Origin of the sequence: Halobacillus sp. SY10 (assembly GCF_045401165.1) — a bacterium.
Lineage (GTDB): Bacteria > Bacillota > Bacilli > Bacillales > Halobacillaceae > Halobacillus > Halobacillus aidingensis.
Map to the genome: position 1 here is coordinate 101,159 of NZ_CP174345.1, position 26,050 is coordinate 127,208.

A 26,050-nucleotide genomic window follows, 5' to 3' on the forward strand; every position below is an offset into this window, starting at 1 on the left:
AACAAATATGCGCCCGTAGCTCAATTGGATAGAGCGTCTGACTACGGATCAGAAGGTTAGGGGTTCGACTCCTCTCGGGCGCGCCATTTTTAACGGGAAGTAGCTCAGCTTGGTAGAGCACTTGGTTTGGGACCAAGGGGTCGCAGGTTCGAATCCTGTCTTCCCGACCATTCCTAATATAGAGGGGCCTTAGCTCAGCTGGGAGAGCGCCTGCTTTGCACGCAGGAGGTCAGCGGTTCGATCCCGCTAGGCTCCACCAATTTATTTGATCTTTGAAAACTGAACGAACCAACCAGTACGTCAAAACATTTCTTCTTTATAGAAGAGATTTGAAACAAGCACATTCGGTGTGCAAATGAGCAAGTCAAACTTAACTTTTATGGAGAGTTTGATCCTGGCTCAGGACGAACGCTGGCGGCGTGCCTAATACATGCAAGTCGAGCGCGGGAAGCGAGTGGATCCCTTCGGGGTGAAGCTCGTGGAACGAGCGGCGGACGGGTGAGTAACACGTGGGCAACCTGCCTGTAAGATCGGAATAACCCCGGGAAACCGGGGCTAATGCCGGGTAATACTTTCTTTCGCATGAAGGAAAGTTGAAAGATGGCTTCTTGCTATCACTTACAGATGGGCCCGCGGCGCATTAGCTAGTTGGTGAGGTAACGGCTCACCAAGGCGACGATGCGTAGCCGACCTGAGAGGGTGATCGGCCACACTGGGACTGAGACACGGCCCAGACTCCTACGGGAGGCAGCAGTAGGGAATCTTCCGCAATGGACGAAAGTCTGACGGAGCAACGCCGCGTGAACGATGAAGGTCTTCGGATCGTAAAGTTCTGTTGTTAGGGAAGAACAAGTACCGTGCGAATAGAGCGGTACCTTGACGGTACCTAACGAGGAAGCCCCGGCTAACTACGTGCCAGCAGCCGCGGTAATACGTAGGGGGCAAGCGTTGTCCGGAATTATTGGGCGTAAAGCGCGCGCAGGCGGTTCCTTAAGTCTGATGTGAAAGCCCACGGCTCAACCGTGGAGGGTCATTGGAAACTGGGGAACTTGAGGACAGAAGAGGAGAGTGGAATTCCACGTGTAGCGGTGAAATGCGTAGATATGTGGAGGAACACCAGTGGCGAAGGCGACTCTCTGGTCTGTTTCTGACGCTGAGGTGCGAAAGCGTGGGTAGCAAACAGGATTAGATACCCTGGTAGTCCACGCCGTAAACGATGAGTGCTAGGTGTTAGGGGGCTTCCACCCCTTAGTGCTGAAGTTAACGCATTAAGCACTCCGCCTGGGGAGTACGGCCGCAAGGCTGAAACTCAAAGGAATTGACGGGGGCCCGCACAAGCGGTGGAGCATGTGGTTTAATTCGAAGCAACGCGAAGAACCTTACCAGGTCTTGACATCCTTGGACATCCCTAGAGATAGGGCTTTCCCTTCGGGGACCAAGTGACAGGTGGTGCATGGTTGTCGTCAGCTCGTGTCGTGAGATGTTGGGTTAAGTCCCGCAACGAGCGCAACCCCTAATCTTAGTTGCCAGCATTCAGTTGGGCACTCTAAGGTGACTGCCGGTGACAAACCGGAGGAAGGCGGGGATGACGTCAAATCATCATGCCCCTTATGACCTGGGCTACACACGTGCTACAATGGATGGTACAAAGGGCAGCGAAGCCGCGAGGTGTAGCAAATCCCATAAAACCATTCTCAGTTCGGATTGCAGGCTGCAACTCGCCTGCATGAAGCCGGAATCGCTAGTAATCGCGGATCAGCATGCCGCGGTGAATACGTTCCCGGGCCTTGTACACACCGCCCGTCACACCACGAGAGTTGGCAACACCCGAAGTCGGTGAGGTAACCTTTTTGGAGCCAGCCGCCGAAGGTGGGGCCAATGATTGGGGTGAAGTCGTAACAAGGTAGCCGTATCGGAAGGTGCGGCTGGATCACCTCCTTTCTAAGGATATAACGGAAACGTACTGTGTTGGTTGTTCAGTTTTGAGAGATCAAACGATCTTTCAACTTGTGAACCTTGAAAACTGGATAAGGAATCATTGTCTTCATCTAACGATGAGACAATTGATGACAAGACATCTAATTGAAATTGTAAACGTCTTTTCACGAAGATAGTTAAGTGAATAAGGGCGCACGGTGGATGCCTTGGTACTAGGAGCCGATGAAGGACGGGACTAACACCGATATGCTCCGGCGAGCCGTAAGTAGGCTTTGACCCGGAGATTTCCGAATGGGGAAACCCACTGTTCGTAATGGAACAGTATCCTATACTGAATACATAGGTATAGGCAGGCACACCCGGGGAACTGAAACATCTAAGTACCCGGAGGAAGAGAAAGCAAATGCGATTTCCCAAGTAGCGGCGAGCGAAACGGAATCAGCCCAAACCAGAAAGCTTGCTTTCTGGGGTTGTAGGACACTCCATTGGAGTTATCAAAGAGGAAGATAGGCGAATCGATCTGGAAAGGTCAGCCAGAGCAGGTAACAGCCCTGTAGTCGAAATCTTTCTCTCTCCGGAGTGGATCCTGAGTACGGCGGAACACGAGGAATTCCGTCGGAATCCGGGAGGACCATCTCCCAAGGCTAAATACTCCCTAGTGACCGATAGTGAACCAGTACCGTGAGGGAAAGGTGAAAAGCACCCCGGAAGGGGAGTGAAAGAGAACCTGAAACCGTGTGCCTACAAGTAGTCGGAGCCCGTTAATGGGTGACGGCGTGCCTTTTGTAGAATGAACCGGCGAGTTACGACCGTATGCGAGGTTAAGCAGCAGAAGCGGAGCCGCAGCGAAAGCGAGTCTGAATAGGGCGAGTGAGTATGCGGTCGTAGACCCGAAACCGTGTGATCTACCCATGTCCAGGGTGAAGGTCAGGTAACACTGACTGGAGGCCCGAACCCACGTAAGTTGAAAATTACGGGGATGAGGTGTGGGTAGGGGTGAAATGCCAATCGAACACGGAGATAGCTGGTTCTCTCCGAAATAGCTTTAGGGCTAGCCTCAGAATAGAAAGTCATGGAGGTAGAGCACTGATTGGACGAGGGGCCCCTATCGGGTTACCGAATTCAGTCAAACTCCGAATGCCATAGACTTTGTTCTGGGAGTCAGACCGTGGGTGATAAGGTTCATGGTCGAGAGGGAAACAGCCCAGACCGCCAGCTAAGGTCCCAAAGTGTGTGTTAAGTGGAAAAGGATGTGGAGTTGCTTAGACAACCAGGATGTTGGCTTAGAAGCAGCCATCATTCAAAGAGTGCGTAATAGCTCACTGGTCGAGTGACTCTGCGCCGAAAATGTACCGGGGCTAAACACACCACCGAAGCTGCGGATTGATCTTATGATCAGTGGTAGGAGAGCGTTCTAAGGGCCGTGAAGTCAGACCGTAAGGACTGGTGGAGCGCTTAGAAGTGAGAATGCCGGTATGAGTAGCGAAAAAAGAGTGAGAATCTCTTTCACCGAATGCCTAAGGTTTCCTGAGGAAGGCTCGTCCTCTCAGGGTTAGTCGGGACCTAAGCCGAGGCCGAAAGGCGTAGGCGATGGACAACAGGTTGATATTCCTGTACCACCTCCTTTCCGTTTGAACGACGGGGGGACGCAGGAGGATAAGGAGAGCGCGCCACTGGATGTGCGCGTCCAAGCAGTGAGACGGTCGGATAGGCAAATCCGTCCGGCAACGTCAAGCTGTGATGGGGAGGGAAATAGAGTACCGAAGCTCCTGAGTTCACACTGCCAAGAAAATCCTCTAGTGAGGAAAGAGGTGCCCGTACCGCAAACCGACACAGGTAGGCGAGGAGAGGATCCTAAGGTGAGCGGGAGAACTCTCGTTAAGGAACTCGGCAAAATGACCCCGTAACTTCGGGAGAAGGGGTGCTCCTCTGCCGAGGAGCCGCAGTGAAAAGGCCCAAGCGACTGTTTACCAAAAACACAGGTCTCTGCGAAGCCGTAAGGCGAAGTATAGGGGCTGACACCTGCCCGGTGCTGGAAGGTTAAGGGGATGCGTTAGCTTATGCGAAGCGTTGAACCGAAGCCCCAGTAAACGGCGGCCGTAACTATAACGGTCCTAAGGTAGCGAAATTCCTTGTCGGGTAAGTTCCGACCCGCACGAAAGGTGCAACGACTTGGGCACTGTCTCAACGAGAGACCCGGTGAAATTATACTATGTGTGAAGATGCACATTACCCGCGACAGGACGGAAAGACCCCGTGGAGCTTTACTGTAGCCTGATATTGAATGTTGGTACAGCTTGTACAGGATAGGTAGGAGCCTTAGAAGCCGGAGCGCTAGCTTCGGTGGAGGCGCTGGTGGGATACTACCCTGGCTGTACGGACATTCTAACCCAGGACCGTGATCCGGTCCGGAGACAGTGTCAGGTGGGCAGTTTGACTGGGGCGGTCGCCTCCCAAAAGGTAACGGAGGCGCCCAAAGGTTCCCTCAGAATGGTTGGAAATCATTCGCAGAGTGTAAAGGCACAAGGGAGCTTGACTGCGAGACCTACAAGTCGAGCAGGGACGAAAGTCGGGCTTAGTGATCCGGCGGTTCCGCATGGAAGGGCCGTCGCTCAACGGATAAAAGCTACCCCGGGGATAACAGGCTTATCTCCCCCAAGAGTCCACATCGACGGGGAGGTTTGGCACCTCGATGTCGGCTCATCGCATCCTGGGGCTGTAGTCGGTCCCAAGGGTTGGGCTGTTCGCCCATTAAAGCGGTACGCGAGCTGGGTTCAGAACGTCGTGAGACAGTTCGGTCCCTATCCGTCGTGGGCGTTGGAAATTTGAAAGGAGCTGTCCTTAGTACGAGAGGACCGGGATGGACACACCGCTGGTGTACCAGTTGTTCCGCCAGGAGCATCGCTGGGTAGCTACGTGTGGTCGGGATAAGTGCTGAAAGCATCTAAGCATGAAGCCCCCCTTGAGATGAGATTTCCCTTTGCTTTAAGCAAATAAGATCCCTCAGAGACGATGAGGTTGATAGGTCCGAGGTGGAAGCGTGGTGACACGTGGAGCTGACGGATACTAATGGATCGATGACTTATCTATCTGATGAAAATCATTCGTGAAAAGATCGTCCTTTTTCAAACAAGATGTTTCCTTATCCAGTTTTGAGGGTTCACCTCAAACTTTATATTGATGTGGTGGTGAAGGCGAAGAGGTCACACCTGTTCCCATGCCGAACACAGCAGTTAAGCTCTTCAGCGCCGATGGTAGTCGGGTTTACCCCCGTGAGAGTAGGACGCCGCCACATCATTTGGAAAACCAGAAGATCCTTCTTCTGGTTTTTTTCTATATCTACTTTCTTAAACATAGATATAAAGAAAGGAGGGATAGCTTGAACTGGTCATATTTCTTTCATGATGACATTCTTTTGTTTGTATTCCGGTTATTTTTTGCACTCATTCTTTCAGGGGTGATTGGATTTGAAAGGGAAGTCAAGAATCATTCGGCTGGCTTCCGTACCCATATTCTTGTGGGGGTCGGGGCTTGTATGATGATGCTTCTTTCTTTATATGGATTTGAAACGTTCATTGATCAATATGAACAAGTCCGTTTCGACCCGGCTCGTATCCCTTCCTATGTAATTAGCGGCATTGGATTTTTAGGGGCGGGGACAATTATTGTCAACGGAATGACCATTAGAGGATTAACTACAGCAGCATCCATTTGGACGGTGGCTGGCATTGGTCTCGTCGTTGGTGCAGGAATGTATGATGTGGCGACGGTCACAACGATCTTCGTGCTTATGAGTTTAGTCTTCCTAAATAAGATAGAGAAAGAAAAGTTTAATGGGAATCGAAAAAACATTTATCAAGTAACCGTTGGTAAGGATGCCCCGGTTAATAAAGTGTTAACTGAATTCGAACAAATGAAGCTGGATGTCAGGAAAATAGATATTGTTGCCTTGGATCAAGACCAAAAAAAGGTTGTTGTTGAACTGAATAAAGGACAAAAGTATGATCGAGCCCTTCTTTTAGAACGTCTGTCTTTGATGGATGGTGTAGAAGAATGTGGACATCGGTATTAAAGGGCTGCACAGTTGAATCTGTGCAGTCTTTTTGTTTTATTTCATGATGAAAAGGGGAAACATAGAAGATGTAATTCTTCTAAACAAACAAGTTGCATGACAAAAGAAAATGAGTATAATAAAATTAAAGTCAAAGATAGTCAAAGTCAAAAGAGGGGGAGGGAGCATGCGGAATATCTCTGATGTTATTGAAGAATATCTCAAGGAGATCTTAGATGAAAATCGGCACCAGGCGATTGAAATCAAGCGTAGTGAACTTGCCGAGAAATTTGATTGTGTACCTTCTCAGATCAATTATGTGATTAAGACACGTTTTACAGTGGAAAAAGGATATATAGTGGAAAGTAAAAGAGGAGGCGGCGGGTATATTCGTATCAGCCGAATCCAACACCGTAAAGGGTCAGAGATGATTGAAGAGGTGATGGAGCTCATCAATCCCCATGTTTCTCAATCGAAAGCCATTGATGTTCTTGAAAGGCTGGTAGACTATGAGATCATCACTGATCGGGAAAGCAAACTGATGGCAAGTGTCATCGATCGCGACGTCCTTGCTTTTTCTTTACCTCTTCGTGATGAAGTTCGCGCGCGAATCATGACAGCCATGCTATTCACCCTTAAATACAAATGTTGAGTGAGAAGGGAGAGATTCAGATGGAGTGTCAGAAATGTCATCAGCGTCCTGCAACCGTCCATTTGACGCAGGTGATTAATGGTCAAAAATCAGAAGTCCATGTATGTGAAAAATGTGCGAAGGAAAATGGGTACATGAATTACGGGGAAGAGAACTTCACCTTGAATGATCTCCTTTCAGGTCTGTTCCATTCCGAGGGACCTTCTCCTTTAAAAGGGCAGAGCGCTCACTCTTATACTAAAAAGCCGAAACTGAAATGTCCCAACTGTGGGCTCAGCTATGAGGAGTTTGCAAGGATAGGGAAGTTTGGTTGTGCGGACTGCTATAAAACGTTCGATGAGCGCCTGAATCCCATCCTGCGCCGTGTTCACAGTGGGAATACCAGACATGATGGCAAGATTCCGAAACGTGAAGGTGGCAACTTGCACCTGAAAAAAGAGATGGAAGAATATAAAACTAATCTTCGACAATTAATTGAGCAGGAAGAATTCGAAGAGGCAGCGAAAGTTAGAGATAAGATAAGATCTTTAGAAAGTCAACTGCATCATAGGGAGGATGGTGATGAGTAATGTCTTTACAGCAATTCATGAATGAAGCAATTAGTCCATGGATGAAGCAAGAAGGTCCGGACAGCGATATTGTACTCAGCAGCCGTATACGACTTGCTCGTAATTTCTCACAACATCCTTTTCCTATCATTGCTTCCGAAGAGACTTTGAACAAAGTATTGGAATTCTTCCAACAAGAGTTCCAAAAGAAGTCCTTCAGAGATTATAAAGATTTTGAGCTGGTCCAGATGAAAGATTTACAGCCAATTGAAAAGAGAGTGTTGGTAGAAAAACATTTGATCAGTCCACACTTGGCTGAAAAAGCGGAGAAGTCGGCCTCTCTCATTTCACAAAATGAGCAAGTATCAATCATGATTAATGAAGAAGATCATATTCGCATACAGTTATATTTCCCTGGTTTTCAGTTGGATCAGGCACTAGAACAAGCCAGTCAATTGGATGATTGGCTCGAAGAAAAAGTGGATTATGCTTTTGATGAGAAGCGTGGTTATTTGACCGCCTGTCCGACCAATGTAGGTACGGGGATGAGAGCTTCAGTCATGATGCACCTGCCCGCCCTATCCATGACGAACCAGATCAACCGGATGACACCGGCCATTAACCAGCTGGGTCTTGTGGTGAGAGGCATTTACGGGGAAGGTAGTGAAGCTCTGGGAAACATTTTTCAGATATCCAACCAGATTACCCTTGGTAAATCGGAAGAGGATATTGTTGAGGATCTTCACAGTGTCGTTAAGCAACTGATAGAACAGGAGAGAAAAGCAAGAGAAGCATTGATGACTCGTTCAAGCGTTCAGTTGGAAGACCGTATCTTTCGTTCCTATGGTGTTTTGACCAATAGTCGAATCATAGAATCTAAGGAGGCGGCGAAATGCCTTTCTGACCTGAGACTTGGCATTGATCTAGGATTCATTGATCATATCCCACGCACGATTTTAAATGAATTGATGGTTCTTACACAGCCCGGATTCTTGCAACAATACGCTAAGACTCCTTTATCCCCTGATGAAAGGGATGTAAGAAGAGCATCTTTAATTCGCGAACGACTTCAATTAGAAAATGAAGAATAATGTTAGGAGGGAATGTCCATGATGTTTGGGCGATTTACAGAAAGAGCACAAAAAGTATTGGCACTGGCTCAGGAAGAAGCTGTTCGTTTAGGTCATAATAACATTGGCACGGAGCATATCCTTTTAGGCTTAGTTAGTGAAGGGGAAGGCATAGCTGCCAAAGCTCTGACCGCATTAGGCCTTGAGTCTTCAAAAATCCAACAAGAAGTAGAGAAATTAATCGGTAAGGGAGAGAAAGTTTCCCAAACGATTCATTATACGCCTCGTGCGAAAAAAGTCATCGAGCTTTCTATGGATGAAGCACGTAAACTGGGACACTCTTACGTGGGAACAGAACATATTCTTCTTGGATTGATCCGTGAAGGAGAAGGAGTGGCTGCCCGTGTACTGAATAACCTGGGTGTGAGCTTGAATAAGGCCCGTCAGCAAGTTTTACAATTGCTTGGGAACAATGAGTCCACAGGAGGTCAAAACCGTCGTGGTGGCGGATCAGGTGCTCAGGCGGCGAATGCGAATACACCGACCCTTGATTCCCTTGCCCGTGACCTTACGGCGATTGCGAAAGAGGGCAACATTGATCCTGTCATCGGACGAAGTAAAGAAATCGAACGTGTTATCCAAGTATTGAGCCGCCGTACGAAAAATAACCCGGTTCTTGTAGGTGAGCCTGGTGTTGGTAAGACAGCCATTGCAGAAGGTCTTGCCCAGCAGATCATGAACAATGAAGTACCAGAGATTCTTCGCGATAAGCGAGTGATGACACTTGATATGGGTACCGTCGTTGCCGGCACCAAATATCGTGGTGAATTTGAAGATCGTTTGAAAAAAGTGATGGAAGAAATTCGTCAGGCGGGGAACATCATCCTGTTTATTGACGAGCTTCACACGTTGATCGGTGCTGGTGGCGCAGAAGGTGCCATTGATGCATCCAACATTCTTAAGCCGTCCCTTGCCCGAGGTGAATTGCAATGTATCGGTGCCACGACACTCGATGAGTACCGTAAATATATTGAAAAGGATGCCGCTCTTGAGCGTAGGTTCCAGCCTATTCAGGTGGATGAACCGAACCTTGATGAATCCATCCAAATCTTGCAAGGTCTTCGTGACCGTTATGAGGCCCACCACCGTGTGACGATTACGGATGATTCCATTGAATCTGCGGTCCGTTTCTCTGATCGTTACATCACAGACCGCTTCCTACCGGATAAAGCGATTGACTTAATTGATGAAGCTGCATCCAAAGTCCGCCTGCGCTCCTACACAGCTCCACCGAACTTGAAAGAGTTAGAGCAAAAGCTTGAGGAAGTGCGAAAAGAGAAGGATGCTGCTGTACAGAGTCAGGAATTTGAAAAAGCTGCCTCCTTAAGAGACAGTGAACAGCGCTTGAGAGATGAGTTGGAACAAACGAAAGATGAGTGGAAAGAAAAGCAAGGGCAGGAGGATTCCGAAGTTACAGTGGAAGACATTGCTTCTGTCGTATCCACTTGGACGGGAGTGCCTGTATCCAAGATGACCAAAGATGAGAGTGAACGTCTCCTTCATCTTGAAGATACGCTTCACAACCGGGTCATCGGACAGGAAGAAGCAGTCAAAGCGATTTCCAAAGCAATCCGCCGTGCTCGTGCCGGACTTAAAGATCCGAAACGTCCAATCGGTTCGTTCATCTTCCTGGGACCAACAGGTGTCGGTAAAACAGAACTGGCCCGTGCCTTAGCAGAGAGCATGTTCGGAGAAGAAGATGCGATGATTCGAATCGACATGTCCGAGTATATGGAAAAACACAGTACGTCTCGACTTGTTGGGTCACCTCCAGGTTACGTCGGCTATGATGAAGGCGGGCAATTAACAGAGAAAGTACGCAATAAGCCTTACTCTGTTGTCCTCCTTGATGAAATTGAAAAGGCGCACCCGGAAGTATTCAACATTCTACTCCAAGTGCTTGAAGATGGTCGTCTGACTGATTCCAAAGGACGTGTGGTGGATTTCCGTAACACCGTGTTGATTATGACATCAAACGTTGGAGCTCAAGAATTGAAGCAAAACAAATATGTCGGTTTCTCCATGGGCGATGCGGATCAGGATTACAAAGACATGAAGTCTAAAGTTACGGATGCCTTGAAGAAAGCGTTCCGTCCAGAATTCCTGAACCGTATCGATGAAACGATCGTGTTCCACTCCCTAGAGAGAAAGCACATGAAAGATATCGTAACATTGATGGTCGAAGAACTGCGTAAACGTCTGAAAGAACAAGAGATCGACTTTGTCTTGTCCGATGACGCTATTCAGCATATTGCAGAATCAGGGTTCGATCCTGAATACGGGGCCCGTCCATTGCGCCGCTCCATTCAGAAGAACGTTGAGGATCTGCTTTCAGAAGAACTCTTGAAAGAGAACATTGCAAAAGGGCAAAGTGTGAAAATTGATCTCGATGACGATAAGAACTTTGTCGTCTCCACGCAGCAAGAGTCTACAAATTAAATAGATGTATAGAAGTTATAAAGGCTTGACTACAGATGATTGAAGGAACGCGAAGAAAGGGCTGCTCCCTTTCTTCTATTTCATAGAAGTCCATCATAAAGTGAACAGGGCCTAAGAAAAATCGGAAGGGTTTGCCTTCCGATTTTTTTCTTCTTCCGCTATGATTTTACTAAGAATGATTTAATACAATTGATAAGATTGTGAAACTCTTTCACAATCTTTTACGTATAGAATAATAAAAATAAGGAGCGAGATGATCTTGGCAAAAAGGAAAACGAAGTTTGTTTGCCAGGAATGTGGGTATGAGACACCTAAATGGATGGGAAAGTGTCCGGGGTGTAATCAATGGAACACGCTGGTCGAAGAAATGACGGCTGCTCCGGCGAATTCCAGACATGTGTTTCAGACAAGCTCCACTTCCGCAACAACGAAACCAGAAAAAATCACACAAATCAAATCACAAAAAGAACCGCGTATGCCGACGGATATGCCTGAATTCAACCGGGTTTTAGGTGGAGGAATCGTGGCGGGGTCTTTAGTTTTGATCGGCGGAGATCCGGGAATCGGTAAATCCACTCTTTTACTCCAAGTCTCTGCGCAGATCGCCAAAAAAGATTTTCCTGTCCTCTACATATCCGGAGAGGAGTCATCGAGACAAACGAAGCTTCGAGCCGAACGTTTAGATATTACATCCGATGAACTCTATGTTCTATCGGAAACGAACTTACAGGATGTCATCAACCAAATTGAAAATATTGAACCAAGGTTTGTGGTCATAGACTCGATCCAGACGATTTTCAAAGAAGACGTCACCTCTGCTCCAGGGAGTGTTTCTCAAGTTCGTGAGTGTACGAGTCATTTGATGAGAATTGCTAAAAGCAAAGGTATTCCTATTTTCATCGTTGGGCATGTTACTAAAGAAGGTTCGATTGCCGGCCCACGTCTGCTTGAACATATGGTCGATGCAGTTCTTTATTTTGAAGGGGAGCGGCATCATACATTTAGAATTCTAAGAAGTGTGAAGAACCGTTTCGGAAGCACTCATGAAATGGGAATCTTCGAAATGAAGGAGAAAGGTCTGGAAGAGGTTCTGAACCCTTCAGAGATTTTCCTCGAAGAACGCTCGCAAGGGGCTGCAGGTTCGATCGTAGTGGCTTCCATGGAAGGGACAAGGCCGGTACTTGTAGAAATTCAAGCCCTGATTTCACCTACAGCTTACGGCAACCCGAGACGGATGGCTACAGGCCTTGATAACAGCCGGGTACCGCTTTTAATGGCGGTCTTGGAAAAGAGAGCAGGGCTCCTGCTTCAGAACCAGGATGCTTACGTAAAAGTCGCTGGTGGAGTGAAATTGGATGAGCCGGCGATTGACTTAGCGGTTGCGATCAGCATTGCCTCAAGTTTCAGGGATCAGTCTTCGAATGGAGATGATGTCGTCGTTGGGGAAGTTGGCTTAACGGGTGAGATACGAAGAGTGGCCAGAATTGAGCAAAGAGTCCAGGAAGCGGCGAAGTTAGGCTTTAAAAGGGTCATCATTCCGAAGAAGAACATGGATGGCTGGACGCCTCCTTCTCAAATCGAAGTGATCGGTGTCAGTACCGTTCAGGAGGCGATGAAGGTTACACTGGGGGATTCATAAATGGAATGGCATGAAATCAAAGAAAATGGAATCGGAGAAATTCTTCAGCTGGTGGCACCTGGGACCCCTTTAAGAGACGGGATTGATAATGTCTTGCGTGCAAAGACAGGCGGGTTGATTGTGCTCGGATATGGCGACCACATGCGGGAACTTGTCGATGGTGGTTTCCATATCCAGTCTGATTTCACCCCCGCCCACCTTTACGAACTGGCGAAAATGGATGGGGCATTAATTTTGAATGATGAAGGGACGCGGATTCTTTATGCTAATGCGCAGTTGATGCCGGACCCGGACATCCTATCCACGGAAACGGGGATGAGGCACCGGACGGCAGAGCGTGTGGCTAAACAAACGGGCGCGCTCGTCATTGCTATATCTCAACGCCGAAACGTGATCACGTTGTATAAAGGCTCTCTCCGTTACTCACTGAAAGATATTGGTGTGATTTTGACGAAGGCCAATCAGGCGATTCAAACGTTGGAAAAGTATAAAAATGTCCTCGACCAAAGCGTAACGAATCTTGGTGCGATGGAGTTTGAAAACATGGTTTCCTTTTCCGAAGTCGTTCAGGTGGTCCACCGGATTGAAATGGTGCTACGGACGAAAACAGAGATTTTGAACTATGTGAATGAGCTTGGAACAGAGGGACGTTTGATTCAGCTGCAATTAACAGAATTAGTTTCGAATATCGAAGATGAAGCAACCTTGCTTTTGCGCGATTACAGTAAGCGTCCTGATTATGAACCATATTATATTTTGAGAAAAATGCAGGAAATCACCAATACGGAACTTCTCTCAGATGAGCAAGTATTGAAACTCTTGGGGTATTCACCGAATACGAAGTTGGCAGACCCTATCGTACCAAGAGGGTACCGGATTTTAAGCCGGATCCCTAGACTTCCCGTGCTCATTATTGAACACTTGGTCGAAAGATTCGGTACGTTGGAAGAATTGATCCAGGCTTCTCCGAAAGAGCTTGTTAAAGTCGATGGTGTCGGTGAGATTCGTGCGATGAAAATTAGAGATGGTCTTGACCGCATACAGGAACAATTGTTCGTAGACCGACATATATAAGAACATTGACTTATTTGTGAAGAATGTGATATGATAATTTGTTTACTCATTGACTTAATTTGGAAGTTGTGCTAAGTTAAAAACCATCATTCCTTTTTTATATGGTTAATGGTTGTTAGGTTTGGTCATACTGTGTTTGAGGAGGTGAATACAAGTGCTTAAACGTATCGTACAGTTGTTTATTGTCATAACCGGCGGAACTATCGGTTACCTCTATTTCCCAGAGCTGTTTACAACCATGGGTCTGACTTGGCAGAATTGGATTCAATCTGTCTTAGGGGCCGTACTAGGAGCACTTATTTTATTTTTATTTACTTTTTGGATTGTGGATTATATTGTCGATTTTTTAAGGTGGGTCGAGGATACCCTCGTCCGGGCGCCGGTAGCGGATCTGCTGTTCGGTAGTCTCGGTTTGATTGTCGGGCTGATCATCGCCTACTTGATCAACATCCCTGTACAAGATATCCAGATTCAAGTGGTTAACCAGGTCGTCCCGATCTTTTTAACATTCTTATTAGGCTACTTCGGTTTTCAGGTCGGTTTTAAGCGTAAGGATGAATTCTTGAACTTGGTTTCAAAGAAAGACAGGAAGCCAGAGGAAGAGCGTCAGGAAGATTCTACTGCGGATCCTGCTCTGATTCCAAAACGAAAAATTTTGGATACAAGTGTTATCATTGATGGCCGCATCGCGGATATTTGTGATACACATTTCCTTGAAGGAACGATTGTGATTCCACAATTCGTATTGGAAGAATTGCAGCACATCGCTGATTCATCCGATGGTCTGAAAAGAAATCGTGGTCGTCGTGGGTTGGATGTCTTGAACCGTCTTCAAAAAGACCTCCCGGTGAATGTTGAAATTTACGAAGGGGATTTCGAAGACATTCAGGAAGTGGACAGTAAGCTTGTGAAGCTTGCGAAGGTAATGAACGGAATTGTTGTAACGAACGATTTCAACTTGAATAAAGTTTGTGAGTTTCAAAATGTCCAAGTCTTGAACATTAATGATCTTGCGAATGCTGTTAAACCGGTCGTGCTTCCAGGAGAAGAGATGACGATTCAAGTCATCAAAGACGGGAAAGAGCAGAATCAAGGGGTCGCCTACTTGGATGACGGCACAATGATCGTAGTCGAAGAAGGAAAAGACTTTATCGGAAAGACGATTGAAGTCGTAGTCACAAGCGTGTTGCAGACATCAGCCGGCCGTATGATCTTTGCAAAGCCGAAATCACTTGAAAAAGCCTTGTAAAAACGGTATAAACAAATAGAGAATGACAAAAGTGATAACATGCGTGTTATCGCTTTTGTTGTTTTATGAACGTCTAAACAAACGTAGGATGGATACGCATGAAAAAATATACAGCCATTATACTTGCGGCAGGACAGGGTAAACGGATGCTCGCTGGTCGTAATAAGCAGTTTTTGAAAATCGGTGACCAGCCACTGATCTGTCACACCCTTTCCGTCTTTGATCAAGATGAGTGGTGTGAAGAGTTGATCTTAGTAACCAATGAACGCGAACGGTCTCAGATGGAAGAACTTCTAAAAGAATATCCGCTCCGACAATCGGTTCATCTTGTTGATGGGGGAGCAGAACGGCAGGATAGTGTATTTGCAGGGCTGGAAGCTGTTCGAAACAGAGAACTTCCTGTTTTTATTCATGACGGCGCGCGCCCGTTTGTACCCCAAGAACTCTTACACGAACTGTCTGTGACGGCATACGAAAAAAAGGCCGCACTTCTTGCCGTACCTGTGACGGATACAATCAAGCAGAAGTCAGATCATGGTTTGGATACACTGGATAGAAGTACGTTATGGGCGGCTCAGACACCTCAAGCCTTCTCTTATGATTTAATTTATGAAGCGCATGAACGAGCGAGGAAAAGCAGATACTACGGCACAGATGACGCTTCCCTCGTGGAGCGGTTGGACAAAGAAGTGGCAATCGTGAAGGGAAGCTATGACAATATCAAGCTTACGACTCCGGAAGACTTACATAAAGCCCAAGCTTACTTGAGTAATCAAAGAAATGGAAAGGTGGGGGATGGCCCTATGTTTCGTGTCGGCCAAGGATTTGATGTACACCAATTGACGGAAGGACGCCCGTGTATCATCGGAGGAATTGAAATCCCTTATGAAAAGGGGCTGCTCGGCCATTCAGATGCAGATGTTCTGCTTCACACCATTGCAGATGCATGTCTTGGAGCGATTGGCGAAGGGGATATCGGTAAACATTTTCCAGACACGGATCCTGCTTTTAAAGACGCCGACTCCGGCAAATTGCTTCAGCATGTGTGGGATATCGTGACAGAGCATGGATATGAACTTGGGAATATGGATTGTACGGTCATTGCCCAGGCACCAAAAATGGCCCCCTACATTGAACAAATCCGTGAAAACATCGCTTCCCTCCTTAGGGTTGAACCTGGACGGATCAACGTGAAAGCAACGACGACGGAAAAACTCGGCTTTACGGGCCGGAAAGAAGGAATTGCTGCTCAAGCGGTTGTCCTTTTGCAAAATAATCAGCATTCCTAGACAAAAAATGATAAAATAAGTCAAGGATATAGACCGGAATAGGAAAGGAGAACAATTATGTCTAACGAAGTACGGGTGCGCTATGCACCAAGTCCGACAGGGCATCTTCACATTGGTAATGCAAGGACTGCTTTATTCAACTACCTTTATGCGAAAAATGCAGGTGGAAAGGTAGTCATTCGTATTGAGGATACGGATGAAAAACGAAACGTCGAGGGCGGAGAAAAAAGCCAGCTCGACTACTTGAAGTGGTTGGGAATTGAATGGGACGAGAGTTCAGAGAAAGGCGGCGAATATGGTCCTTACCGTCAGATGGAACGTCTCGATATTTATAAGAAATATGTGGACGAATTGATGGAACGCGGTCTTGCTTATAAATGTTATATGACTTCAGAAGAGCTTGAAGCAGAACGTGAAGCGCAAATGGCACGAGGCGAAGCGCCGAAATACTCTGGGGCGCACCGCGACCTTACAGAGGAACAAATCGCAGCATTTGAAGCGGAGGGCCGTAAGCCTAGTATTCGTATCCGTGTCCCTGAAAACCATACGTACACGTTCAATGATATCGTCCGCGGCGACATTACTTTTGAATCCAGTGATTTTGGTGATTGGGTCATCGTTAAGCAGAACGGAACACCAACGTATAATTTCGCTGTTGCGATTGATGATTACTTAATGAAAATTACACACGTCCTTCGTGGGGAAGAGCATATTTCCAATACACCGAAACAAATGATGGTGTATGAAGCATTCGATTGGGAACCTCCGAAGTTCGGTCATATGACGTTGATCCTCAATGAAGAGCGTAAGAAACTGAGTAAGCGTGATCAGCACATTCTTCAGTTTATTGAACAATATAAGAACCTTGGATACCTTCCAGAAGCTCTCTTCAACTTCATCACTTTACTAGGCTGGTCGCCAGTTGGGGAAGAAGAAATTTTCACACAGGATCAGCTTGTTGAAATCTTTGATGCGGATAGACTTTCTACTTCACCAGCGGTCTTCGATCCCGCGAAGCTGAAGTGGATGAACAACCAGTATATCAAAGCCTCTGATTTGGACCGCGTAGTCGAACTTGCCCTTCCTCATTTAGTTGAGGCTGGACGCTTGTCTGAAGATATGAGCGAGGAAGATCGCAAGTGGGCTCGTGAACTGATCAGCCTTTATCAGGAACAACTGAGCTACGGAGCAGAAATCGTCGAGCTTACCGAATTGTTCTTCAAACAGGAAATTCAGTATGATGAAGCTGCGATGGAAGTTCTTGAAGGTGAACAAGTACCGGAAGTGTTGGAAACGTTCAAGAAGAACCTTCATGAGCTTGAAGAATTCACACCTGAAAACATTAAAAAGCAAATCAAAGCTGTTCAAAAAGAAACCGGCCATAAAGGGAAAAAGCTGTTCATGCCTGTCCGTGTCGCCACAACAGGTCAAACCCATGGCCCTGAACTTCCGAACGCGATTCATTTGCTTGGGCTGGAAACGGTAACGGTCCGTCTGGATGATGTATTAAGCAAGTTACAAGCTTAATTCGTTCACAAGTGGGAAAGAATATCATATAGTAGAGATACCTATACGAAACGTTGATGAGGAGAAGTAAAGGGCCCCTCTCTTCTACAGAGAGAATCACCACGGCTGGGAGTGATTCGTAGAGAAGCCTTTGAAATGCACCTCGGAGTCTTCGGCTGAACGAAGTATGCCGAAGCGGGTACCTTCCGTTATCAAGGGTGAAGCGGGGAAAGGCAAAAAAGCCGATCCCAAACAGAGTGGAACCACGTTCAACGCGTCTCTGTGCCATTGGCACAAAGGCGCGTTTTTTATTTTTATTGGGAACGCTTCTGTTTCAGTACAAGGAGGGGAGCAAGTATGGGGCTGTTCAAAATGTTTAAAGAAGATGTCGATGTGGTGTTCGATCAAGATCCTGCTGCTCGTTCTTATATTGAAGTGATTCTGACCTATTCAGGACTGCATGCGATATGGGCACACCGGGTGGCCCATGCTTGTCACAAAAGGAAGTTTTTCTTCCTGGCCCGGCTCATATCCCAATGGAGCCGCTTCCTGACAGGCATTGAAATCCATCCCGGAGCGAAAATCGGGCGGCGGTTTTTCATCGATCATGGCATGGGGGTCGTCATTGGGGAAACGTGTGAGATTGGAGATAATGTGACGATCTTTCAAGGGGTGACGCTTGGAGGGACAGGGAAAGAAAAAGGGAAAAGACACCCGACTCTCCTTGATAATTCATTAGTCGCCACAGGAGCGAAAGTGCTGGGGTCGATCACGATTGGGGAAAACTCAAAAGTAGGGGCCGGTTCTGTTGTGCTCCACGATGTTCCGAACAATTCGACGGTCGTCGGCATCCCTGGTCATGTCGTCATCCAAGATGGCAAGAAAGTCCAAAAGAAGGACCTGGACCATCACAAACTCCCAGATCCTGTGTACGACCGGTTGAATGAGATCGAGAAGGAAATGGCGGAACTGCGCAAACAATTGGAGGAAACCAAAGGAGTGAACCAACATGGCGATTAACATATACAACACACTGACAAGAAAAAAAGAGCCGTTTCAGCCGCTGGAAGAAGGAAAAGTGAAAATGTACGTTTGCGGTCCAACGGTTTATAACTACATTCACATTGGGAACGCAAGGCCGGCGATCGTATTCGATACAGTGAGAAGATACTTTGAATACAGAGGCTACGATGTGCACTATGTGCTCAACTTTACCGATGTCGATGACAAATTGATTAAAGCAGCGAATGAAATGGGCGAAGGAGTCACAGATATCGCCAATCGCTTCATTACGGCTTACAAAGAAGATGTAGGTGCCCTCGGCGTAAAAGAAGCAGTGGATCATCCACGCGTGACCGAAAACATGGATGAGATTATCAGCTTTATCCAGGGATTGATCGACAAAGGCTTCGCTTATGAAGCGGGAGGGGACGTGTATTTCCGTACGCGATCCTTCGACCAATACGGAAAGCTTTCTCACCAGTCCATTGATGAGTTAAGGTCCGGGTCGAGAATTGAAGTCGGGGATAAAAAAGAAGATCCGCTTGATTTCACACTTTGGAAAGATGCGAAAGAAGGCGAAATCACTTGGGATAGTCCGTGGGGAAGCGGCCGCCCGGGTTGGCATATCGAGTGCTCCGCGATGGCGAAGAAATACCTTGGCGAAACGATCGATATCCATGCAGGTGGGCAGGATTTGACCTTCCCACACCATGAGAATGAGATCGCGCAATCAGAAGCACATAATGGGGAATCTTTTGCACGCTATTGGATGCATAACGGGTACATTAATATTGACAATGAAAAAATGTCGAAGTCCCTCGGTAACTTCATCCTTGCCCATGATCTAGTGAAAAAGCATGACCCCCAAGTGATCCGCTTTTTCATGCTGAGTGTACAATACCGTCATCCAATCAACTTCAGTGATGAGTTATTGAAAGGGGCGAAAAGCAGCTTTGACCGCATCAAGAATGCGTATGAGAACATCCAGCATCGGAAAGAATCCACGATGAGCTTAGAGGATGATCAAGGCGGGTGGCTTGATAAAGTGGCTGAGTTCAAGGAGCAATTCATTAAACAAATGGATGATGACTTTAACACGGCGAATGCGATTTCTGTCCTGTTTGATTTAACTAAAGCGGCGAACTTATATTTACAGGAAGACCAGACTCATGAAAAGGTATTAACGGCCTTTCAAGGTTTGTTCGAAGAATTAACAGGTGTCCTCGGCATTCAGCTGCAGGCACATGAAGAATTGCTTGATGAGGAAGTGGATGCTCTGATTGAGGAGCGTAAGCAAGCTAGAAAGAACCGAGACTTCGCACGTGCCGACCAAATTCGTGATGAGTTGAAAGATCGCAACATTATCCTTGAAGATACATCCCAGGGCACGAGATGGAAGCGAGGGTAAGACAATGGCGATCGCAAATGCGAAACAAATGAAGAGTCTTGCTCTCGCCTATATGGGCGACTCTGTTTATGAGCTTTATGTCAGACAGCATCTGCTGGAAAAAGGAGAGGTAAAGCCTCAACACCTTCACCAGGCAGCGATCCAGTTCGTATCGGCTGTGTCGCAGGCGAATGTTGTTAGTGTATGGCAGGAAGAAAGAACGCTCACGGAAGAAGAGGAAGGGGTGCTTAGGAGAGGGCGGAACGCTAAATCGGGATCCGTCCCTAAAAACACCAATGTACAAACCTATCGTTATTCGACCGCATTCGAAGCAGTGTTAGGGTTTTTGTATTTATCCGGACAAACGGAGCGGCTGGAAATATTGATAAAACATGCAATTCAAATCGTTGAAGAAAGGAGTGAAGCGTAATGAGTGGAGAATGGATCATCGGAAAGAACCCGGTACAGGAAGCCATCCGGTCCGGCAGACCGATCAATAAAGTGATGGTATCGGATCACCTGCAGCACCAGGCGTATAAAAAGCTTGAGCAGTTGGCCAAAGAACAAGGACTTATTGTCCAAAAAGTGCCAAAGAAGAAAATAGATCAGCTCGTGGATGGAAATCACCAGGGGGTCATTGCTTCGGTGGCTGCGTATGAATACAGTGATTTGGAAGATTTATTTGCGAAAGCAGAAGAAAAGGACGAGCCTCCATTTTTCATTATTTGTGATGAAATTGAAGATCCTCACAACCTCGGCTCCATTCTGCGGACGGCAGATGCGGCAGGAGCTCATGGTGTCATCATACCGAAAAGGCGTTCTGTGTCTTTAACGGCAACCGTTGCGAAAACGTCGACAGGTGCGATTGAGTATATACCAGTTGCTCGTGTAACGAACCTTGCCCGGACGATTGATGAGTTGAAAGAAAGGTTTGTCTGGGTGGTCGGAACAGACGCTGTGGGTACGGAGGATTACCGTAAGCTTGACGGGAAAATGCCAATTGCCCTCGTCATTGGAAGTGAAGGTCGCGGCATGAGCCGATTAACGAAAGATAAGTGTGATTGGACGGTCAGCCTGCCGATGGCTGGAGAAGTGACTTCTTTGAACGCGTCTGTAGCTGCTTCCCTTTTGATGTACGAAGTCTATAGGAAGCGTCATCCGTTAGGGGAATAAGGCATGAACGTCTTAATCGTTGATGGATATAATATGATTGGCGCTTGGCCGGAATTGAAAAATCTAAAGGAGAAAGATCTCGGGCAGGCCCGGGATCTCCTTATAGAGATGATGGCGGAGTATCAATCCTATACCGGGGACCGGATCATGATTGTTTTTGATGCTTATCATGTTCGAGGAGTTGAAAAAAAACAAAAAAATTACAAAGTGGAAGTCATCTTTACAAAAGAGAATGAAACGGCTGATGAACGGATCGAAAAACTTGCTGGAGAATTGAATGATGTTCGTACTCAAGTCTATGTAGCTACTTCCGATTATGCTGAACAACGCACCATCTTCGGGCAGGGAGCTTTCAGGAAATCAGCAAGAGAGCTGTATATCGAAGTAAAGAATATTGAAAACCAAATAGAGAAAGATGTCGAAAGCCAGAATCAATATCCCTATCAATCTAAAATACCAATCAATAAAGAGGTGAGGGAACTCTTTGAGAAATGGCGGCGAGGAGATAAATAATTCTGACAACTTGTTGACGCTTTTCAGAATCGTACTGTATAATATTGCTATATTGAGGTAGCACGGTCGGAGGGATCCTGTGTGAGCATCTTACAAACGGAGAAAAGCACCAACGATTTGGATCTTAGCAAGCTTGATGACGAAGAAGTCGTTGAACGGATTAATCAAGGACAAGTCCAGGCGCTAGATTACTTGATCAATAAGTACAAGAATTTTGTGCGCGCGAAAGCTCGGACTTACTTTCTTATTGGCGCAGACCGGGAGGATATCGTCCAGGAGGGGATGATCGGTCTTTACAAAGCCATCCGCGATTACAGAGAGGGTAAGCTGTCATCCTTCAAAGCCTTTGCAGAATTATGTGTCACCCGTCAAATTATCACCGCAATTAAAACCGCCACAAGACAGAAGCATATCCCGTTGAATTCCTACGTTTCTTTGGACAAGCCTATTTATGATGAGGAATCAGATCGGACATTACTGGATGTCATCGCTGGTTCAAAAGCTATCGACCCACAAGAATTGATTGTTAATAAAGAGAAGTTTTCAGACATGGAAGAAAAAATGTCGGAGTTATTAAGTGATTTAGAGAAAAAAGTGCTGACCCTCTACTTGGACGGACGTTCCTACCAGGAGATTTCGGTCGAGCTCGATCGACACGTGAAATCTATTGATAACGCTTTACAACGTGTGAAGAGAAAGCTCGAAAAATACTTGGAAATCAATGAAATCACTCTATGAAAGCTGCATTGACAGTAATCGGTAAGAGTGCTACATTTAGTGAGTATGTGTAAACCTCTCTAGATTGAGGTGACGGATAATGAGAAAAAAAGTCATTTTAGCTTGTACAGAATGTTTAAGTCGGAATTATAGTTCATATATAAATCGATCCAACCAATCCGAACGTCTTGAAGTCCGCAAGTTTTGTAAAAAGTGCGGAACGCATACTTTACACCGCGAGACGAAATAGAGAAGGAAGCCAGTTGGCGCAAGTTTGGGGGTATTACAGCATGTTTAAGTTCTTCAAGAATGTAGCACGAGAGATGAAGAAGGTTAGTTGGCCCAAAGGTCAGGAACTGTGGAAGTACACGATTACGGTAATTTTGACTGTCACTTTCGTAGCTGTATTCTTCGCTATTGTAGATCTTGGGATTTCCCAGGTGCTTGAACTCATCGCTCAAGAATAGTAGAGTGGATTTTATGCTATAATAGGAGATAGACTTACAAAAAACCCGTTCCGCGGGTTTTTTCATGTTGGAGTAATATTCATCAACTCTAGTATAAGGGAGGGAAGGGCAAGCACTTGTCCTGCGAATATGGAAAAAAGATGGTATGTAGTGCACACCTATTCAGGTTATGAGAACAAGGTAAAAACAAACCTGGAGAAGCGTGTGGAATCAATGGGAATGGAAGACAAGATCTTCCGCGTACTTGTTCCCGAGGACGAAGAAACAGAAATCAAAAATGGCAAGAGGAAAGTGGCGAAGAAAAAAGTATTCCCTGGTTATGTATTGGCTGAAATGGTCATGACGGATGATTCCTGGTACGTTGTAAGGAACACGCCGGGTGTGACTGGTTTCGTAGGATCCACCGGTTCCGGATCCAAGCCGATCCCTCTCCTGCCTGAAGAAGTAGAGACGGTCCTTAAGCGTATGGGCATGAACGAACAGCCGAAAGCAGAGGTTGACTTCGAGGTGAAGGAAAGTGTTAAAGTAACAGACGGACCTTTCGCAAACTTCACAGGATCCATTGAATATATTGATACGGACAAACAAAAAGTGAAAGTCCACGTCAATATGTTCGGGCGTGAAACTCCGGTAGAGTTAGACTTTACCCAAATCGAAAAATTATAAAATTCATTTCTCCCCTTGCATATTGGAAATAAAGATGCTAGAATTTTTATGTTCTATATGCGCCCCAAAAGAGGGCGATTGCGTAGATATCGCAATGAGTGGGAGGGGTTGAACCCTATTACCACATCACGGACTTTAAGGAGGTGTGTCTCGTGGCTAAAAAAGTTATTAATGTTGTAAAGCTTCAGATTCCTGCAGGTAAAGCGAACCCAGCACCGCCAGTTGGACCAGCACTAGGTCAAGCAGGTATTAACATCATGGGATTCTGTAAGGAATTTAACGCTCGTACACAGGAACAAGCAGGTACGATCATTCCAGTAGAAATTACGGTTTATGAGGACCGTTCCTTTACATTCGTTACGAAAACTCCACCAGCTGCTGTTCTTCTTAAGAAAGCGGCAGGAGTTGAATCAGGTTCCGGTGAACCGAACCGTAACAAAGTAGCTTCTGTTAAACGCGACCAAGTACGCGAAATCGCAGAAACGAAAATGCCTGATTTGAACGCTGCTGACGTTGAAGCTGCAATGCGCATGGTTGAAGGTACAGCGCGCAGCATGGGAATTACGATCGAAGATTAATCCCACAGCGTCACATGGAGATAGGAAAAGGTTGCGGAAATGGAGCTTGTGACTCTTTCGCAACCTTTATTCGTGGGAGGAAAATCCGTTAAAACCACAACGAGGAGGAAATTAATAATGGCTAAGAAAACGAAAAAGCAACAAGAGCTAGCGAAGCTTGTTGACCGTACAAAAGCTTATGATGTGCAAGAAGCAATCAAGCTTGTAAAAGAAACTTCAAAAGCGAACTTTGACGAAACTGTCGAAGCAGCATTCCGTCTAGGTGTAGATCCTAAGAAAGCGGACCAACAGATCCGTGGCGCAATGGTGCTTCCGCACGGTACAGGTAAATCTCAGCGTGTGCTTGTTTTCGCTAAAGGTGATAAAGCGAAAGAAGCAGAAGCAGCAGGTGCTGACTACGTAGGTGAGCAAGACCTAATCAACAAGATCAACCAAGGTTGGTTCGAGTTTGATGTCGTAGTAGCAACTCCTGACATGATGGCTGAAGTTGGTAAGCTAGGTCGTGTACTAGGACCAAAAGGTCTTATGCCGAACCCTAAAACAGGTACAGTGACATTCGAAGTAGAAAAAGCTGTTAACGAAATCAAAGCAGGTAAAGTAGAATACCGCGTTGATAAAGCGGCAAACATCCATGTTCCAATCGGAAAAGCTTCTTTCGATGAGAACAAGTTGGCTGAAAACTTCGCAGCAATCACTGAAACACTTGTTAAAGCGAAGCCACAAGCATCTAAGGGAACTTATATGCGTAACGCTGCTGTTTCATCTACGATGGGACCTGGAATCAAAGTAGACGTTTCTGGTTACACGAAGTAATAAAAAAGTGTTGACTTTCCGTTATCTACGATATATACTAGGTAGCGTTGTATAAATAAATACGTTATACCGTAGACAGCAGGTGTGGGTTTCCGCTTAATATCCTGCCGAGGTGTGTGATATAAATAGAGCAGCGCGATCTGCCCTGCTCTATAAAACACCTCCATGTCTATGTGGAGGTGTTTTTTTACGAGTAAAACCTTCGAACGGTATGATGAAAAGTCAATAGGAGGTGGAACAATGAGCAGTGTTATCGAACAGAAGAAACAGATTGTATCTGACTTGGCTGACAAGTTCCGCAACAGTAAATCTGCAGTCGTTGTAGACTACCGCGGACTTGATGTAGCAGAAGTTACTGAACTTCGTACCCAGCTTCGTGAAGCAGGCGTAGATTTCAAAGTGTATAAAAACACAATGGTCCGTCGTGCTGCTGACGAAGTAGAGCTATCTGAACTTAACGAAGTCCTTCAAGGACCGACAGCTGTCGCTTTCCATGAAGACGATGCTGTAGCTGCGGCTAAAGTATTGAACAACTTCGCTAAAGATCACGATAGTCTTGAAATCAAAGGTGGGGTAGTTGAAGGACAAGTTGCAACTCTTGAGCAAATCAAAGAACTTGCAAACCTTCCAAACTACGAAGGTCTTGTATCTATGTTCCTAAGCGTACTACAAGCACCTATCCGCAACTTCGCTTACGCTACGAAAGCGATCGCGGATCAAAAAGAAGAAGAAAGCGCGTAAGTTAGCGTTCGTTTAAACTATAACAACAAACACTAAGGAGGAAATTTCTCATGTCTAACGAACAAATTATCGAAGCGATTAAGGAAATGTCTGTTCTTGAGCTTAACGATCTAGTTAAAGCAATTGAAGAAGAATTTGGTGTATCTGCTGCAGCTCCAGTTGCTGCTGGCGCGCCTGCTGCAGGTGGCGAAGCTGCTGAAGAGCAAACTGAATTTGATGTAGTACTAGAATCTGCTGGATCTTCTAAGATCAAAGTAGTTAAAGCAGTACGTGAAATCACTGGTGCTGGTCTTAAAGACGCGAAAGAAATGGTTGATGGTGCTCCGGCAACAATCAAAGAAGCTATTTCTAAAGAAGAAGCTGAAGAGATCAAGTCTAAGCTTGAAGAAGCAGGCGCATCTGTCGAAGTTAAGTAAGAGAATGTTTAAAGTAAAGCTCGCTGATTTATCGGCGGGCTTTCTTTTTCTTAACAGGGATA

Annotated in this window: 23 protein-coding genes, 3 tRNA genes, 3 rRNA genes and 2 other annotated features; all 29 genes read left to right on the forward strand. The window is 46.2% G+C overall.

Annotation, left to right across the window (positions count from 1 at the left end; genetic code table 11):
* Nucleotides 1-9 precede the first annotated feature (9 nt).
* Nucleotides 10-86, forward strand: a tRNA-Arg gene (locus ACJA3J_RS00530).
* A 7-nt stretch (nucleotides 87-93) separates the two neighbouring features.
* Nucleotides 94-170 (forward strand) — tRNA-Pro (locus tag ACJA3J_RS00535).
* Between the two features lie 13 nt (nucleotides 171-183).
* Nucleotides 184-259 (forward strand) — tRNA-Ala (locus tag ACJA3J_RS00540).
* Nucleotides 260-376: 117 nt separating this feature from the next.
* Nucleotides 377-1,941, forward strand: a 16S ribosomal RNA gene (locus tag ACJA3J_RS00545).
* Between the two features lie 171 nt (nucleotides 1,942-2,112).
* Nucleotides 2,113-5,028: ribosomal RNA gene (locus ACJA3J_RS00550) — 23S ribosomal RNA — on the forward strand.
* Nucleotides 5,029-5,119: 91 nt separating this feature from the next.
* A 5S ribosomal RNA gene (gene rrf, locus ACJA3J_RS00555) occupies nucleotides 5,120-5,233 on the forward strand.
* The 16S, 23S and 5S rRNA genes sit together here with 3 tRNA genes alongside, the layout of an rRNA operon.
* An 84-nt stretch (nucleotides 5,234-5,317) precedes the next feature.
* Nucleotides 5,318-6,010, forward strand: a complete 693-nt coding sequence (locus tag ACJA3J_RS00560) for an MgtC/SapB family protein (RefSeq protein ID WP_089654462.1) — start codon at nucleotides 5,318-5,320, stop codon at nucleotides 6,008-6,010.
* Nucleotides 6,011-6,176: 166 nt separating this feature from the next.
* Nucleotides 6,177-6,641: a CtsR family transcriptional regulator gene (locus ACJA3J_RS00565; protein ID WP_089654461.1), complete on the forward strand. Its 465-nt coding sequence runs from the start codon at nucleotides 6,177-6,179 to the stop codon at nucleotides 6,639-6,641.
* Nucleotides 6,642-6,661: 20 nt separating this feature from the next.
* Nucleotides 6,662-7,210, forward strand: a complete 549-nt coding sequence (locus ACJA3J_RS00570) for a UvrB/UvrC motif-containing protein (protein ID WP_089654460.1) — start codon at nucleotides 6,662-6,664, stop codon at nucleotides 7,208-7,210.
* Nucleotides 7,210-8,280, forward strand: a complete 1,071-nt coding sequence (locus ACJA3J_RS00575; RefSeq protein WP_089654459.1) for a protein arginine kinase — start codon at nucleotides 7,210-7,212, stop codon at nucleotides 8,278-8,280. Before ACJA3J_RS00570 ends, ACJA3J_RS00575 begins: the two co-directional genes overlap by 1 nt.
* A gap of 18 nt (nucleotides 8,281-8,298) precedes the next feature.
* On the forward strand, nucleotides 8,299-10,758 hold the full coding sequence (gene clpC, locus ACJA3J_RS00580; protein ID WP_089654458.1) for an ATP-dependent protease ATP-binding subunit ClpC: 2,460 nt from the start codon (nucleotides 8,299-8,301) through the stop codon (nucleotides 10,756-10,758).
* A 259-nt stretch (nucleotides 10,759-11,017) separates the two neighbouring features.
* Nucleotides 11,018-12,397, forward strand: a complete 1,380-nt coding sequence (radA, locus tag ACJA3J_RS00585) for a DNA repair protein RadA (RefSeq protein ID WP_089654457.1) — start codon at nucleotides 11,018-11,020, stop codon at nucleotides 12,395-12,397.
* Nucleotides 12,398-13,471 (forward strand): DNA integrity scanning diadenylate cyclase DisA, encoded by a 1,074-nt coding sequence (gene disA / locus ACJA3J_RS00590; RefSeq protein ID WP_089654456.1) that lies wholly within the window; start codon nucleotides 12,398-12,400, stop codon nucleotides 13,469-13,471.
* A gap of 154 nt (nucleotides 13,472-13,625) precedes the next feature.
* On the forward strand, nucleotides 13,626-14,720 hold the full coding sequence (locus ACJA3J_RS00595) for a PIN/TRAM domain-containing protein (RefSeq protein ID WP_115895010.1): 1,095 nt from the start codon (nucleotides 13,626-13,628) through the stop codon (nucleotides 14,718-14,720).
* A gap of 98 nt (nucleotides 14,721-14,818) precedes the next feature.
* Nucleotides 14,819-16,009, forward strand: a complete 1,191-nt coding sequence (locus tag ACJA3J_RS00600; protein WP_406945261.1) for a bifunctional 2-C-methyl-D-erythritol 4-phosphate cytidylyltransferase/2-C-methyl-D-erythritol 2,4-cyclodiphosphate synthase — start codon at nucleotides 14,819-14,821, stop codon at nucleotides 16,007-16,009.
* Nucleotides 16,010-16,066: 57 nt separating this feature from the next.
* Complete coding sequence (gene gltX / locus ACJA3J_RS00605) at nucleotides 16,067-17,536, forward strand: glutamate--tRNA ligase (RefSeq protein WP_406945262.1); 1,470 nt, start codon at nucleotides 16,067-16,069, stop codon at nucleotides 17,534-17,536.
* 44 nt (nucleotides 17,537-17,580) lie between these two features.
* Nucleotides 17,581-17,800 (forward strand) — a binding site (T-box leader).
* Nucleotides 17,801-17,878: 78 nt separating this feature from the next.
* Nucleotides 17,879-18,535, forward strand: coding sequence for a serine O-acetyltransferase (gene cysE / locus ACJA3J_RS00610; protein ID WP_089654464.1), 657 nt, complete (start codon nucleotides 17,879-17,881; stop codon nucleotides 18,533-18,535).
* A complete protein-coding gene (gene cysS, locus ACJA3J_RS00615) occupies nucleotides 18,525-19,925 on the forward strand; it encodes a cysteine--tRNA ligase (RefSeq protein ID WP_406945263.1) in 1,401 nt (466 codons plus the stop codon). The genes cysE and cysS overlap by 11 nt, the downstream gene beginning before the upstream one ends.
* 4 nt (nucleotides 19,926-19,929) lie before the next feature.
* On the forward strand, nucleotides 19,930-20,334 hold the full coding sequence (locus tag ACJA3J_RS00620; RefSeq protein WP_089654451.1) for a Mini-ribonuclease 3: 405 nt from the start codon (nucleotides 19,930-19,932) through the stop codon (nucleotides 20,332-20,334).
* Nucleotides 20,334-21,077, forward strand: coding sequence for a 23S rRNA (guanosine(2251)-2'-O)-methyltransferase RlmB (rlmB, locus tag ACJA3J_RS00625; RefSeq protein ID WP_406945264.1), 744 nt, complete (start codon nucleotides 20,334-20,336; stop codon nucleotides 21,075-21,077). The genes ACJA3J_RS00620 and rlmB overlap by 1 nt, the downstream gene beginning before the upstream one ends.
* A gap of 3 nt (nucleotides 21,078-21,080) precedes the next feature.
* Nucleotides 21,081-21,590 carry an NYN domain-containing protein gene (locus ACJA3J_RS00630; RefSeq protein ID WP_115824702.1) on the forward strand — a complete coding sequence of 170 codons (510 nt, stop codon included), beginning with the start codon at nucleotides 21,081-21,083 and terminating at the stop codon, nucleotides 21,588-21,590.
* Between the two features lie 81 nt (nucleotides 21,591-21,671).
* Nucleotides 21,672-22,328: an RNA polymerase sporulation sigma factor SigH gene (gene sigH, locus ACJA3J_RS00635; RefSeq protein ID WP_089654448.1), complete on the forward strand. Its 657-nt coding sequence runs from the start codon at nucleotides 21,672-21,674 to the stop codon at nucleotides 22,326-22,328.
* A gap of 79 nt (nucleotides 22,329-22,407) precedes the next feature.
* Nucleotides 22,408-22,557, forward strand: a complete 150-nt coding sequence (gene rpmG / locus ACJA3J_RS00640) for a 50S ribosomal protein L33 (RefSeq protein WP_074736204.1) — start codon at nucleotides 22,408-22,410, stop codon at nucleotides 22,555-22,557.
* A 40-nt stretch (nucleotides 22,558-22,597) separates the two neighbouring features.
* Nucleotides 22,598-22,774: a preprotein translocase subunit SecE gene (gene secE, locus ACJA3J_RS00645; RefSeq protein WP_089654447.1), complete on the forward strand. Its 177-nt coding sequence runs from the start codon at nucleotides 22,598-22,600 to the stop codon at nucleotides 22,772-22,774.
* 129 nt (nucleotides 22,775-22,903) lie between these two features.
* On the forward strand, nucleotides 22,904-23,440 hold the full coding sequence (gene nusG / locus ACJA3J_RS00650) for a transcription termination/antitermination protein NusG (protein ID WP_089654446.1): 537 nt from the start codon (nucleotides 22,904-22,906) through the stop codon (nucleotides 23,438-23,440).
* Between the two features lie 152 nt (nucleotides 23,441-23,592).
* A complete protein-coding gene (rplK, locus tag ACJA3J_RS00655) occupies nucleotides 23,593-24,018 on the forward strand; it encodes a 50S ribosomal protein L11 (protein ID WP_035511717.1) in 426 nt (141 codons plus the stop codon).
* Between the two features lie 117 nt (nucleotides 24,019-24,135).
* On the forward strand, nucleotides 24,136-24,831 hold the full coding sequence (rplA, locus tag ACJA3J_RS00660; RefSeq protein WP_089654445.1) for a 50S ribosomal protein L1: 696 nt from the start codon (nucleotides 24,136-24,138) through the stop codon (nucleotides 24,829-24,831).
* A 51-nt stretch (nucleotides 24,832-24,882) separates the two neighbouring features.
* Nucleotides 24,883-25,028, forward strand: a sequence feature (ribosomal protein L10 leader region).
* A gap of 43 nt (nucleotides 25,029-25,071) precedes the next feature.
* Nucleotides 25,072-25,572 (forward strand): 50S ribosomal protein L10, encoded by a 501-nt coding sequence (gene rplJ, locus ACJA3J_RS00665; protein ID WP_089654444.1) that lies wholly within the window; start codon nucleotides 25,072-25,074, stop codon nucleotides 25,570-25,572.
* Between the two features lie 50 nt (nucleotides 25,573-25,622).
* The gene (gene rplL, locus ACJA3J_RS00670) at nucleotides 25,623-25,988 is read left to right on the forward strand and encodes a 50S ribosomal protein L7/L12 (RefSeq protein WP_089654443.1); all 366 of its coding nucleotides are present in this window, start codon (nucleotides 25,623-25,625) and stop codon (nucleotides 25,986-25,988) included.
* The last annotated feature ends 62 nt before the right edge of the window (nucleotides 25,989-26,050 follow it).

Coding starts and splice junctions, on each gene's coding strand:
- ACJA3J_RS00575 (WP_089654459.1), top strand. CDS start 7,210: ATGTCTTTACAGCAATTCATGAATGAAGCAATTAGTCCATGGATGAAG.
- nusG (WP_089654446.1), top strand. CDS start 22,904: ATGGAAAAAAGATGGTATGTAGTGCACACCTATTCAGGTTATGAGAAC.
- rplA (WP_089654445.1), top strand. CDS start 24,136: ATGGCTAAGAAAACGAAAAAGCAACAAGAGCTAGCGAAGCTTGTTGAC.
- ACJA3J_RS00630 (WP_115824702.1), top strand. CDS start 21,081: ATGAACGTCTTAATCGTTGATGGATATAATATGATTGGCGCTTGGCCG.
- cysS (WP_406945263.1), top strand. CDS start 18,525: ATGGCGATTAACATATACAACACACTGACAAGAAAAAAAGAGCCGTTT.
- clpC (WP_089654458.1), top strand. CDS start 8,299: ATGATGTTTGGGCGATTTACAGAAAGAGCACAAAAAGTATTGGCACTG.
- disA (WP_089654456.1), top strand. CDS start 12,398: ATGGAATGGCATGAAATCAAAGAAAATGGAATCGGAGAAATTCTTCAG.
- rlmB (WP_406945264.1), top strand. CDS start 20,334: ATGAGTGGAGAATGGATCATCGGAAAGAACCCGGTACAGGAAGCCATC.
- ACJA3J_RS00600 (WP_406945261.1), top strand. CDS start 14,819: ATGAAAAAATATACAGCCATTATACTTGCGGCAGGACAGGGTAAACGG.
- rplJ (WP_089654444.1), top strand. CDS start 25,072: ATGAGCAGTGTTATCGAACAGAAGAAACAGATTGTATCTGACTTGGCT.
- ACJA3J_RS00570 (WP_089654460.1), top strand. CDS start 6,662: ATGGAGTGTCAGAAATGTCATCAGCGTCCTGCAACCGTCCATTTGACG.
- rplL (WP_089654443.1), top strand. CDS start 25,623: ATGTCTAACGAACAAATTATCGAAGCGATTAAGGAAATGTCTGTTCTT.
- ACJA3J_RS00565 (WP_089654461.1), top strand. CDS start 6,177: ATGCGGAATATCTCTGATGTTATTGAAGAATATCTCAAGGAGATCTTA.
- ACJA3J_RS00620 (WP_089654451.1), top strand. CDS start 19,930: ATGGCGATCGCAAATGCGAAACAAATGAAGAGTCTTGCTCTCGCCTAT.
- gltX (WP_406945262.1), top strand. CDS start 16,067: ATGTCTAACGAAGTACGGGTGCGCTATGCACCAAGTCCGACAGGGCAT.
- rpmG (WP_074736204.1), top strand. CDS start 22,408: ATGAGAAAAAAAGTCATTTTAGCTTGTACAGAATGTTTAAGTCGGAAT.
- secE (WP_089654447.1), top strand. CDS start 22,598: ATGTTTAAGTTCTTCAAGAATGTAGCACGAGAGATGAAGAAGGTTAGT.